Source organism: Leifsonia sp. 10N434, from assembly GCF_056394405.1.
The window spans coordinates 113,361-125,877 of record NZ_JBFTHV010000008.1 but is presented as its reverse complement, the minus strand read 5'-3'; the positions used below and the strand labels follow the sequence as shown (position 1 = coordinate 125,877).

The 12,517-nt window shown below is 68.5% G+C and carries 9 protein-coding genes; 1 reads left to right on the top strand and 8 read right to left on the bottom strand.

Annotation, left to right across the window (positions count from 1 at the left end; all coding sequences use genetic code 11):
• Positions 1-37 precede the first annotated feature (37 nt).
• From AC1DB1_RS17935 to AC1DB1_RS17925, 3 genes are all read right to left on the bottom strand, one after another.
• Positions 38-1,369, bottom strand: coding sequence for a class II 3-deoxy-7-phosphoheptulonate synthase (locus tag AC1DB1_RS17935; protein WP_477201781.1), 1,332 nt, complete (start codon positions 1,367-1,369; stop codon positions 38-40).
• Positions 1,370-1,498: 129 nt separating this feature from the next.
• Positions 1,499-2,188: a lysophospholipid acyltransferase family protein gene (locus tag AC1DB1_RS17930; RefSeq protein ID WP_477201780.1), complete on the bottom strand. Its 690-nt coding sequence runs from the start codon at positions 2,186-2,188 to the stop codon at positions 1,499-1,501.
• A gap of 9 nt (positions 2,189-2,197) precedes the next feature.
• Positions 2,198-3,148 carry an ROK family glucokinase gene (locus AC1DB1_RS17925; protein ID WP_271176377.1) on the bottom strand — a complete coding sequence of 317 codons (951 nt, stop codon included), beginning with the start codon at positions 3,146-3,148 and terminating at the stop codon, positions 2,198-2,200.
• 153 nt (positions 3,149-3,301) lie between these two features.
• On the opposite strand from AC1DB1_RS17925, the gene AC1DB1_RS17920 reads away from it, so the two are divergent.
• Positions 3,302-5,131 carry an AMP-dependent synthetase/ligase gene (locus AC1DB1_RS17920; protein ID WP_271176378.1) on the top strand — a complete coding sequence of 610 codons (1,830 nt, stop codon included), beginning with the start codon at positions 3,302-3,304 and terminating at the stop codon, positions 5,129-5,131.
• 7 nt (positions 5,132-5,138) lie between these two features.
• On the opposite strand, the gene AC1DB1_RS17915 is transcribed toward AC1DB1_RS17920, so the two are convergent.
• The 5 genes from AC1DB1_RS17915 to AC1DB1_RS17895 form a co-directional block, all read right to left on the bottom strand.
• Positions 5,139-6,005, bottom strand: coding sequence for an endonuclease domain-containing protein (locus tag AC1DB1_RS17915; protein WP_477201779.1), 867 nt, complete (start codon positions 6,003-6,005; stop codon positions 5,139-5,141).
• A 250-nt stretch (positions 6,006-6,255) separates the two neighbouring features.
• Positions 6,256-7,101: an NAD-dependent epimerase/dehydratase family protein gene (locus tag AC1DB1_RS17910; RefSeq protein ID WP_477201778.1), complete on the bottom strand. Its 846-nt coding sequence runs from the start codon at positions 7,099-7,101 to the stop codon at positions 6,256-6,258.
• A 29-nt stretch (positions 7,102-7,130) separates the two neighbouring features.
• Positions 7,131-7,622: a peptide deformylase gene (gene def / locus AC1DB1_RS17905; RefSeq protein WP_477201777.1), complete on the bottom strand. Its 492-nt coding sequence runs from the start codon at positions 7,620-7,622 to the stop codon at positions 7,131-7,133.
• Positions 7,623-7,659: 37 nt separating this feature from the next.
• Complete coding sequence (locus AC1DB1_RS17900) at positions 7,660-9,015, bottom strand: MinD/ParA family ATP-binding protein (RefSeq protein ID WP_477201776.1); 1,356 nt, start codon at positions 9,013-9,015, stop codon at positions 7,660-7,662.
• A gap of 73 nt (positions 9,016-9,088) precedes the next feature.
• Positions 9,089-12,496: a pyruvate carboxylase gene (locus AC1DB1_RS17895; protein ID WP_477201775.1), complete on the bottom strand. Its 3,408-nt coding sequence runs from the start codon at positions 12,494-12,496 to the stop codon at positions 9,089-9,091.
• Positions 12,497-12,517 lie beyond the last annotated feature (21 nt).

Below are 12,517 nucleotides of genomic sequence, written 5' to 3'. Positions count from 1 at the left end.
GCCTTCTTCGTATGACAGGTTCGTATTACGGGCGGACTCAGCGCACCGCGGCCAGCTCCTCCGCCACCAGGAACGCGAGCTCCAGCGACTGCATGTGGTTGAGGCGCGGGTCGCAGAGGGACTCGTAGCGCGTCGCCAGCGTCTCCTCGTCGATCTGCTCGGAGCCGCCGAGGCACTCGGTGACATCGTCGCCGGTGAGCTCGACGTGGATGCCGCCCGGGTGCGTTCCGGCAGCCCGGTGCGCCTCGAAGAAGCCCTTGACCTCATCGACGACGTCGTCGAACCGACGGGTCTTGTAGCCGGTGGGCGTGGTGAGGCCGTTGCCGTGCATCGGGTCGGTGACCCACAGCGGCTTGGCGTCGCTCGCCTTGATCGCCTCGAGGAGCGGAGGCAGGGCATCCCGGATCTTGCCGGCGCCCATGCGGGTGATGAAGGTCAGCCGGCCGGGCTCGCGCTCGGGGTCGAGCTTGTCGATCAGCTTGAGCATGGTGTCCGGCGTCGTGCTCGGGCCGAGCTTGACGCCGATCGGGTTGCGCACGCGCGACAGGAAATCGACGTGCGCGCCGTCGAGGTCGCGGGTGCGCTCGCCGATCCAGACGAAGTGCGCCGAGGTGTTGTACGGCGTTCCGGTGCGCGAGTCGATACGCGTCATCGGGCGCTCGTAGTCCATCAGCAGGCCCTCGTGGCTCGAGTAGAACTCCACTCGGGTCAGCTCATCGAAGTCGGCTCCCGCCGCCTCCATGAACTTGATGGCACGGTCGATCTCCTTGGCCAGGCCCTCGTACCGCTGGTTGGCCGGGTTCGCCGCGAAGCCGCGGTTCCAGCTGTGCACCTGACGGAGGTCTGCGAATCCACCCTGGGTGAAGGCGCGGATGAGGTTCAGCGTCGAGGCGGCCGTGTGGTAGCCCTTGACGAGTCGGCGGGGGTCGGCTGCGCGCGACTCGGGCGTGAAGTCGTAGCCGTTGACGATGTCGCCGCGGTAGGCGGGAAGCGTGACGCCGCCGCGCGTCTCGGTGTCGCTCGAGCGCGGCTTGGCGAACTGGCCCGCCATGCGCCCCATCTTGATGACGGGCATCGAGGCGCCGTAGGTGAGCACGACGGCCATCTGCAGCACCGTCTTGACGCGGTTGCGGATCTGGTCGGCGGTGGCACCCGCGAACGTCTCGGCGCAGTCGCCTCCCTGCAGCAGGAACGCTTTGCCGTCGGCGGCGCGCGCCAGCCGGTTGCGCAGCTGGTCCACCTCGCCGGCGAACACCAGCGGGGGAAGCGTGGCGATCTCGGCCGATGCCTCGGCGGCGGCCGCAGGGTCCGGCCACGCCGGCTGCTGCTTGATCTCGAGCGTGCGCCAATAGTCCAGGCCCGCAATCACAGACTCGTCAGCCAACACGACGGGATCAGTGGTGTCTTGCACAGGACTTCCGCTCAGATCAGGGCGTGCCCGGACTCGCGCACGCACCGGTGGGTAGGTGACGCGCGGACGCGCGCCGGATATCTGAGCCTACCGTGAAAGGGCGGCGCGCTTTTCTTTGACGCTGCTCGCGTACATGTCGACGTATTCCTGCTCGCCGAGGGCGTGCAGGGCATACATGATCTCGTCGGTGACGGACCGCAGGATGAAGCGGTCGCCCTCCATGCCCTCGAAGCGCGAGAAGTCGATCGGCGGCCCGATGACGATGCCGATCCGGCCGATCTTGGGGAGCCTGGTGCCGATCGGCATGATCTTCTCGGTGTCGACCATGGCGACCGGGACGACGGGCACGTCACCCTCGAGGATCATGCGGGCCACACCGGTACGACCGCGGTAGAGCTTGCCGTCGGGGCTGCGGGTGCCTTCGGGATAGATGCCGAGGATCTCTCCGCGTGCGAGCACCGCGAGGCCCGTGTTGAGGGAGTCCTCCGAGGCCTTGCCCCCCGAGCGGTCGATCGGGATCTGACCCGTCGCCGTCATGAAGGTCTTCGTCATCCAGCCCTTGAAGCCCTTGCGCGTGAAGTAGTCGCTCTTGGCGAGGAATGAGACGTGCCGGTCGACGACGAGCGGCAGGAAGATCGAGTCGATGAACGACAAGTGGTTGCTGGCGAGGATGACGGCGCCGTCGGCCGGCACGTTCTCGAGCCCGATGACCCACGGACGGAAGATGCCCTTGAGCAGAGGACCTGCGACCAGGTGCTTCATCAGCCAGTAGAACATCGGCTCAGCCTAACGCCCCGTGGCGTGCAACCGGGCGAGATCCGCGGCGCCGACAACGCCCGCGTCGTTGACGAGTTCGGCGATCCTGAACTCGGGTTCCGGGTGGTAGCCCCGTGCAGGCAGGTTCTCGAGGTAGGCCTGACGGATCGGGTCGAGCAGCAGCTCCCCCGCCTGGGCGACGCCGCCGCCGAAGACGAAGAGCTGCGGATCGAGCACCGCGCCGAGACTGGCGCAGGCCTGGCCGAGCCAGTCGCCGAGCTCGCGGAGGGCGACGAGCGCGCCCGGATCCCCCGCGACGATCAGGTCGCTGATGTCGTGGCCGCTGAGTGTGCCCTTGCGTGCGCGCACGTCGGCGAGCGCCTGGCCGATGCCGCCTGCGTCGGCGAGCACGTTGGCCATCCGCTGCAGCGCACGGCCGGAGCCGTACTGCTCGATGCAGCCGTGGGCGCCGCAGCCGCAGGGCAGACCTCCGGGGACGACGCGCATGTGGCCGATCTCGGCGCCGGCTCCGAAGCCACCGCGGAAAAGGCGGTCGTTGCTGACGATCGCACCGCCGACGCCGGTTCCGATGGTCAGGATGACCATGTCGCTGACCAGCCGGCCGGCCCCGTAGCGGAACTCCGCCCATCCTGCGGCGTTCGCGTCGTTCTCGATGAGGATCGGCAGATCGAGGCGCCGCTCGAGCTTCTCGCGGAACGGCTCGTGCCGCCAGTTGATGTTCGGGGCGTAGTACACGGTCGACTGCGCGGCGTCGATGAATCCGGCCGCGGCGACGCCGGCGCCGGCAATCTGCTCCTGGCCGTCCGAGAGGCGTTCGATCATCTCGACGACGGCGTTCTCGATCTCGTCGGGCGACGCTGCATCGGTCGGCACCCGGTCTTCGCGAACGATCACCCCGAGCTCGTCGACGACGGCGCCCGCGATCTTCGTTCCGCCGATGTCGATCCCGATCGCGTGCACAGGCAGCAGCCTTTCTCAAAGACGGTGATGGTGGTGCGGCGGATCGGCTACGGCCGGAAGACTCACATCCGCACCATCTAGAGTGTAGTTAACCAGCATGGCCGAGGCCATTCCGGCCGCTACCCGCCCCTACCCGGTACCAAGGGAGTTACCGTGAAACAGTTCGATACCCCAGCACTCGTGCCCGCCGACCCGGAGGCCAACGCCACCGATCTCCTGGTGGCCCGTGTGGCCGCGACACCGGATGCTCCCCTGTTCTCGATCCCCGAGGGCGACGGCTGGCGCGACGTGACCAGTGCCGAGTTCCTCCGTCAGGTCGTCGCCCTCGCCAAGGGCCTCGTGGCCGCCGGCATCGAGCCGGGCGACAAGATCGGCCTGATGTGCAAGACCCGCTACGAGTGGACCCTGATCGACTTCGCCACCTGGTTCGCGGGTGCCGTGCTCGTTCCCATCTACGAGACGTCGTCTCCGCACCAGGTGCAGTGGAACATGAGCGACTCCGGCGCGATCGCGGTGATCCTCGAGACGGCGGAGATGTTCGCACGCTTCGACGAGGTGCACCCGGAGCTTCCCGACGTCGAGAAGGTGTGGCAGCTTCACCTGGGCGACCTCGACAAGCTCGTCGCCGCAGGCACCGACGTCTCCGACGAGGAGATCGAGCGTCGTCGCAACCTGGCCAAGGGCGACGACATCGGCACCCTGATCTACACGTCCGGCTCGACCGGACGCCCCAAGGGCTGTGTCCTCACCCACTCCAACTTCGTCGAGCTCTCCCGCAACTCTGCCGAGGCGCTCAAGGAGGTCGTGATGCAGCCGGGCGGCGCGTCCACCCTCCTCTTCATCACCACCGCTCACGTGTTCGCCCGTTTCATCGCGGTGCTCTGCGTGCACTCCGGCGTGAAGGTCGGTCACCAGGCCGACACCAAGCAGCTGCTTCCTGCCCTGGCCAGCTTCAAGCCCACCTTCCTGCTCGCGGTCCCCCGCGTGTTCGAGAAGGTCTACAACTCGGCGGAGCAGAAGGCCGAGGCCGGTGGCAAGGGCAAGATCTTCCGCAAGGCGGCAGAGACGGCCGTCGAGTACTCGAAGGCCGTCGAGAAGGGTTCGGTGCCGTTCGGGCTGCGTGTCCGCTTCGCGATGTTCGACCGCCTCGTGTTCTCCAAGCTGCGAGCGGCGATGGGCGGTCGCATCAAGTACGCCGTCTCCGGATCCGCTCCGCTCGGCTCGCACCTCGGTCACTTCTTCCACAGCCTCGGCATCAAGATCCTCGAGGGCTACGGCCTCACGGAGACGACGGCGCCCGCGACGGTGAACCGGCCCGACACGTTCAAGATCGGCACCGTCGGCCCCGTTCTCCCCGGCGTCTCGATCCGGCTGGCCGACGACGGCGAGATCCAGGTCAAGGGCGTCGACGTCTTCAAGGAGTACTGGAAGAACCCGGAGGCGACTGCCGCGGCATTCGACGACGGCTGGTTCCGCACGGGAGACCTCGGCTCGTTCGACGACGACGGCTTCCTCACGATCACCGGTCGCAAGAAGGAGATCATCGTCACCGCCGGCGGCAAGAACGTGTCGCCCGCGGCCCTCGAAGACCCCATCCGCGCCAATCCGCTGGTGAGCCAGGTCATCGTGGTCGGCGACCAGAAGCCGTTCATCGCAGCCCTGGTGACTCTTGACACCGAGATGCTGCCGACCTGGCTGGCGAACAACGGCGAGGACAAGGAGATGACGCTGGCGGAGGCTTCGCTGAACCCTGCGGTCAACGCCGAGATCCAGCGTGCCGTCGACGTGGCCAACGGGCATGTCTCGCGCGCGGAGTCCATCCGCAAGTTCGTCGTGCTCTCGACGGAGCTCACCGAGGCCAGCGGCCACTTGACGCCGAAGCTCAGCATCAAGCGCAACGTGATCCTCGAGGACTTCGCCGACGTGATCGACGGCATCTACAGCGGTGCCCCGGCCACGCAGGGCATCTCGCTCGCGCATTGAGTCCACGTCAATCGTGCGGTAAGGCACCACAGGCTCCGGCGGGGTCGCCGAACCGCACGATTCGGCGCGCGGCAGACGCGACCCGATCGAGAAGCACGGTGGGATTCTCGAACAAGTCGGCCGACGTCACCCGCACCACGCGCCATCCCGCGGACTCGAGGAGGTCGACTCGCGCGATGTCGCTCTGCCATTGACGGCGGCCCGTGCGATGCCCGTCCCCCTCGTATTCGAGGAGGACGCGCTGGTCGGGGAGCATCAGGTCGGGATGCAGCACGAGACGATCGTTCCCCACTTCGACGGGCTGGTTGACGAGCACGTTCGTGTATCCCCGCTTCTGCAGGAGAAGGCGCAGCAATGATTCCGGCCGGGAATCGGCGCCGAACCGGATGCGCGGGAGCGCCCAGGCGCGCTTCGGCGCCCCCGCCCGCCCACGCAGCGCCATGCTCGCCGCCGACAGCTCCTCGACGCTGCTGAGCGCTGCCCGGCTTCGGGCACCGACGAGGAAGTCTCCGGCGACGACGAGCTCGTCGCGATCGAGGATCGTGCTGAGCTGGCACCACACCTGGGCGGGCCCGCATACGGGCATCCCCTCGATGATCTCTGCCTGGAGGTCGCGCACACTGTGACCGATGACCTGCCGCGTTCTCGGTGGCGTGCGCGGATACGCGACAACGACATGGAGCGCTTTTGCCCTCGCGGACGGAGGGAGCGGTATGCCGTACAGAGCGGCGGCGGTCAGATGGCTGAACCACTGATCCGGGATGCCGCGCGCGACATATGCCTCACAGAGCGCGCGCACGTCGTCAAGTGGAGCAGTGGCGTTGACCCCGTGGAACGGATGGTCGATGTCACTCGCGCGGAGTCGCGCCGGCATCACGCCATGGTCGCGCGCCGTACGCGTGGAGAAAACGGCGGTGTGCAGGAGCGTCGGCAGGGAGCAGGAAGCAGGCATGCCCCCAGCGTCCCAGCCGGCAGCCGAGGACATCCCTGCCCCGAGCAAAGGTGTGCACGTCCGCCCCGCGACGCCTCCTGTGGAGGCCCGTCAGCGCGGGGCAGTCAGTCGTGCGATAGCGCGACGCCAGCTACGCCGATCGTGCGAAAGCGCACGATTGGCGGCTCCCGCGCTAGACCTCGTCGCGCCAGGAGTGCTGCGGCGCGTAGCCGAGCACGCGGCGCGCCTTCGCGATCGAGAGCAGCGTGTCGTTCACGCCGAGCTCGCCCTTCAGCGGAACGCCGGGGAAGACCTCCTCGACCAGCTCGGCGTTCGGCCGCGTCATCACGGTGTCCGCCGCCGCGATGATGAACCGGTCGAACCCGGTCGTGTCCCATTCGAGAGCGCGCTGGATCGCCTGGGCGCCGTCGCGAGCGTCGATGTAGCCCCAGAGGTTCCACTTGCGCTCTCGGGCGTCCGCGTCGAACGACGGGAACTCGGCGTAGTCCGCCGGCACCATCACGTTCGAGAAACGCAGCGCGACGATCTTCAGCGACGGATCCCACCGCACCAGCTCGATGGCCATCTGCTCCTCGAGGTGCTTCACCAGCGAGTACGTGCTCTCGGGACGGGCCGGATAGTCCTCGTCGACCGGGATGTAGGGCGGCGGCACGTCGAAGGGCAGCCCGAGCACCGTCTCGCTCGACGCGTACACGATGTTCCGGATGCCCGCCCGCTGCGCCGCGTGGAACACGTTGTACGTGACGCGGATGTTGTTGTGGAACGTGGCGACATCGCTCAGGATGCCCGGAGCCGGGATGGCGGCGAGATGCACGATCGCGTCGAAGCCCTCGTGCTTGTCCTGAACGCCGAGGATCGCATCGAGCGTCTCGCCGAAGTCGGTGAGATCCACCTTGACGAATCCGGGACCGCGCTCCCCCACGGCATCCAGATTGATGACCTCGTTGCCCGCCGAAGCGAGTTCGCGCACGACCGTGCGCCCGAGCTTTCCTGATCCTCCAGTGACTGCGATACGCATGTCGCCAGTCTAGGAGCCGTCAGCCGATGCTAGAACCAGTCGCTCTCTCTGACCTGCTTCATCGCCTCGCGTCGGCTCTCCTTGTCGAGCCGGTCGAGGTAGAGCTTGCCGTCGAGGTGGTCGGTCTCGTGCTGCAGCGCCTGGGCGAGCACGCCCGTTCCCGAGATCTCGATCTCGTTGCCGTCGAGGTCGGTCCCCGTCACCCGGGCGAACGGGTACCGCGCGGTCTTGAACCACAGGCCGGGAACCGACAGACAGCCCTCGTCGACGAGCTCCGGCTCACCGGACACCTCCGCCAGCACCGGGTTCAGGATGTAGCCGATCTCGCCGTCGACGTTGTAGCTGAAGGCCCGCAGGTTCACACCGATCTGCGGTGCGGCCACGCCGGCGCGGCCGGGGGGAATCACGCTGTCGATCAGGTCCTCGACCAGCCCTCGCACACCGGCGTCGACCTCCGCGATCGGTTCGGACACCGTCTTCAGCACGGGGTCGCCGAACAGGCGGATCTGGCGTTCGGTCACAACTATCTCCTTGAAACGGTGCGAGAGGATGCGCGGCTCAGCCGCGGTTCGTCGGCAGACCCTCGACCACGAGAGCGGCGAGGGTGCGGGCCGACTGCTTGGTCAGCGGCTTGAGGTCTTTGTACGAGACGACCGACCCGGCAGCGAGCTGCGGGTCGTACGGGATGCGCACGACCTCGCGGACACGCGAGCGGAAGTGCGACTCGATCTCGTCGAGCTTCACCAGGTTCGTGCCCTGCGTCGCCGTATTGAGCGCGACGATGGCGTTGCGCACGAGGTCGCCGTAGCCGTTCGCCTCGAGCCAGGTCAGCGTCTCCGAGGCCAGTCGCGCCTCGTCGACGCTTCCGCCCGACACGATGACGACCGAGTCCGCTCGCTGCAGCGTCGCCCGCATCACGGAGTGCACGATGCCGGTTCCGCAGTCGGTGAGCACGATCGAGTAGAACCGGGCGGTGAGGTCGGCGACCACGTTGTAGTCATTCTCGTCGAACGCCTCCGACAGCAGCGGGTCCGTGTCGGACGCCAGGATGTCGAGGCGGGTCTCGTCACGCGACACCAAAGCCGAGAAATCGGTGAAGCCTCCGATGCTGGCCGCCTTCTGCACGACGTCGCGCACGGTGGCCCTGGTCTGCTTGGTCACGCGCTCGGAGAGCGTTCCGCGGTCGGGGTTGGCGTCGATCGCGACGATGCGGTCTTCGCGCGCATCGGCCAGCGCCATGCCGAGGAGGGTCGTGACGGTCGTCTTGCCCACGCCGCCCTTGCGGGTGAGCACGGGGACGAACCGGGTACCGCCCTCGAACTGCTTCTGGATGCGGTGGTCGAGCTCCTTGCGCGCCCGCACCTTGGCCGAGTCGCCGAGGTTGACCGTGTGGAACGTGATGGCGTACAGGAAACGGTGCCAGCCGCCCTCGGGCCCTGGCCGGGTCTTGCGGTTCACCTCGAGCAGCCGGTCGGCGGTCAGCATCGCGGCCGGTTCCGGCTGCTGCGAGTGCTCGCCGCGCAGCCGGTCGCGCCGCGACTGGCTGAACGCATCCGTGCCGGGGAGCGGCGGGATGTCGCGCTGGTCGTCGTCGTGCGCCGCGGTCGGCGTCGGCCCGGTGGCCAGGCGCGACGCGACGATCGCGACCGACGTGGTGGTCGGCTCGGTCGGCGACGCCACGAATCCCGGGTTGACCGGGACCTCGTCGATCGCCACGGCGACCTCGTCCTCCGGCGCCTCAGGCGCAGGAGCGGGCGGCAGGTCGACGACGATGCTGAGGTTCTCGGGGACCGAGATCGTCAGATCGTCGGTCGAGGACGAACGCGATGCGACCGCGTCCGACGTGGACTCGCTCGATGCGAGTTCGCCGTCGGCCAGTTCGCCCGTTCGGCCCTGATCCGGCTTGTCTGCCACGGATACCGTCTCTTTCTGTCACTGGTGAGAGCGACTGGGACAGTTTACCGGTCGCCGACGACCGACCACCTGCTCAGCCGGCGGGTGCGACCACCACGAGGAGGTCCCCCGCGTCGACCTGCTGCGTCTTCGGGATGGCGAGCCGCTCGATCGTGCCCGCGATGGGAGCGGTGATCGCCGCCTCCATCTTCATCGCCTCGATGGACGCGACCGACTGCCCGGCTGCCACCGTGTCGCCGACGGCGACCTGCAGCGTGACGACGCCCGAGAAGGGAGCGGCCACCTGACCCGGCTTGGCGGAGTCGGCCTTCTCGGCCGCCTTGCTCTCCACGACGATGCCGCGATCGCGCACGAACACCGGACGGAGCTGCCCGTTGAGCGTGGTCATGACGGTACGCATGCCCTTGTCGTCCGCCTCGCCGATCGCCTCGAGCCCGATGTACAGGCGCACACCGCGGTCGATCTCGATCACGTGCTCCGTGCCCTGCTTGAGGCCGTAGAGGTAGTCGAGCGAGTCGACGACGGAGAGGTCGCCGAACAGTTCCCGGATCTGCTCGAAGATGCGCGTCGGAGCCGGGAAGAGCAGCCGGTTGAGCGTCGAACGCCGCTCGGCGCTCGAGCCGTCCAGCGCGGCCGCGTCATCGGCGGAGAGGTCCTCGACCCCGACCTTGACGGTCTTTCCGGCCAGCACCTTGGTGCGGAACGGCTCGGGCCAGCCGCCGGGCAGCTCGCCGAGCTCGCCCGCCATGAAGCCGACAACCGAGTCCGGGATGTCGTAGTTCTGCGGGTTCTCGGCGAAGTCCGCCGGGTCGGCGTGCACGGCGGCCAGGTGCAGAGCGAGGTCGCCCACCACCTTGGACGACGGGGTCACCTTGGGGATGCGGCCCAGGATCTGGTTGGCCGCGGCGTACATGTCCTCGACCAGCTCGAAGTCCTCGGCGAGGCCGAGCGCCTTGGCCTGCTGACGCAGGTTGGAGAGCTGACCGCCCGGGATCTCGTGCTTGTAGACCCGGCCGGTGGGGCCGGGCAGCCCCGACTCGAAGGGACGGTAGACCTGGCGCACGGCCTCCCAGTAGGGCTCGAGGGCGTTCACGGCCGACAGCGAGATGCCGGTGTCGCGCTCGGTGTGGGCGAGGGCGGCGACGAGCGCCGAGGCCGACGGCTGGCTCGTGGTGCCCGCCATCGGTGCGCTCGCGACGTCGACGGCGTCTGCTCCGGCGCGGCTCGCGGCCAGGAGCGTCGCGAGCTGACCGCCGGGGGTGTCGTGCGTGTGCACGTGCACCGGCAGGTCGAACCGCTCGCGGAACGCGGCGACGAGCTTCTCCGCGGCGCTCGGCCGCAGGAGGCCGGCCATGTCCTTGATGGCCAGGATGTGCGCGCCGGACTCCACGATCTGCTCCGCGAGGCGCAGGTAGTAGTCGAGCGTGTACAGGTCCTCCGCCGGGTCGAGCAGGTCTCCCGTATAGCAGACGGCGACCTCGGCGACGGCGGAACCCGTGGCCAGCACGGATTCGATCGCCGGACGCATCTGCGAGACGTCGTTGAGGGCGTCGAAGATGCGGAAGATGTCGACACCGGTCGACGCGGCTTCGCGCACGAAGGCGTCGGTCACCTTGGTCGGGTACGGCGTGTAGCCGACGGTGTTGCGGCCGCGCAGCAGCATCTGGATGTTGATGTTCGGCAGGGCCTCGCGCAGCGCGGCCAGGCGGTCCCACGGGTCTTCGCCGAGGAAGCGGAGCGCCACATCGTAGGTGGCGCCTCCCCAGGCCTCGACCGACAGCAGCTCCGGGGTCATCCGGGCGACGTACGGAGCGACGGCCAGCAGGTCGCGGGTGCGCACCCGGGTGGCGAGCAGCGACTGGTGGGCATCGCGGAAGGTGGTCTCGGTGACGGCGAGCGCGGTCTGGGCGCGCAGGGCCTCGGCGAAACCGGCCGGGCCGAGCTCGAGGAGCTTCTGGCGCGATCCGGCGGGCGCCGGAGCAGAGAGGTCGATCGCCGGCAGCTTGTCGACGGGAGCGTGTGTCTCGGGGCGCGCGCCGTTCGGCTGGTTGACCGTGACGTCGGCGAGCCAGTTGAGCACCTTGGTGCCGCGGTCCTTCGAGGCGCGGCCCTTGAACAGGCCGGGACGCTCCTCGATGAAGGAGGTGCTGACGTTTCCGGCGATGAAGTCGGGGTCGTCGAGCACGGCCTGCAGGAAGGGGATGTTCGTGGACACACCGCGGATGCGGAACTCCGCCAGCGCGCGCCGGGCACGGCTCACGGCCGCCGGGAAGTCGCGGCCGCGGCAGGTGAGCTTGGCCAGCATCGAGTCGAAGTGCGGACTGATCTGCGCACCCGGGTTGATCGTTCCGCCGTCGAGGCGGATGCCGCCGCCACCGGGCGAGCGGTAGGTCGTGATCTTGCCGGTGTCGGGACGGAAGCCGGCGGTCGGGTCCTCCGTGGTGATGCGGCACTGCAGGGCGGCTCCGCGGATGTGCACCGAGTCCTGGCTGAGGCCGAGGTCGGCGAGGGTCTCCCCCGCCGCGATGCGCATCTGGGACTGCACCAGGTCGACGTCGGTGATCTCCTCGGTGACCGTGTGCTCCACCTGGATGCGCGGGTTCATCTCGATGAACACGTGCTTGCCCGCACGGTCGCCGGCGGTGTCGAGCAGGAACTCGACCGTTCCGGCGTTCTCGTAGCCGATCGACTTCGCGAAGGCCACGGCGTCGCGGTAGAGCGCCTGGCGGGTCTCCTCGTCGAGGTTCGGCGCCGGAGCGATCTCGATGACCTTCTGGTGGCGGCGTTGCACCGAGCAGTCGCGCTCGAACAGGTGCATCGTGTTGCCCGCGGCGTCGGCGAGGATCTGCACCTCGATGTGACGGGGGCGCAGCACGGCCTGCTCGAGGAACATCGTGGGGTCGCCGAACGCGCTGTCGGCCTCGCGCATGGCCTCTTCGAGGGCGCCGCGCAGGTCGGCCTTGGTGTTGACCCGGCGCATGCCGCGTCCGCCGCCGCCCGCGACGGCCTTCGCGAAGATCGGGAAGCCGACCTCGTCGGCCTGCGAGATGAGCAGGTCGATGTCTTTCGACGGCGGCGTCGACTTGAGAACGGGGACGCCCGCGGCGATCGCGTGCTCCTTCGCGGTCACCTTGTTGCCCGCCATCTCGAGCACGCGCGGGGGCGGACCGATGAAGGTGATGCCCGCCTCGCGGGCCGCCTCGGCCAGCTCCGGGTTCTCCGAGAGGAAGCCGTAGCCGGGGTAGATGGCGTCGGCGCCGCACTCCTTGGCGACGCGGATGATCTCCGCGACGTCGAGGTATGCACGCACCGGATGCCCCGGCTCGCCGATCTGGTAGGCCTCGTCCGCCTTCAGGCGGTGCATCGAGTTGCGGTCTTCGTAGGGGAAGACGGCGACCGTCTGCGCACCCAATTCGTAGGCGGCCCGGAAGGCACGAATGGCGATTTCACCGCGATTGGCAACGAGGATCTTACGGAACATTGGGACCTTTCGAGCAGGGGG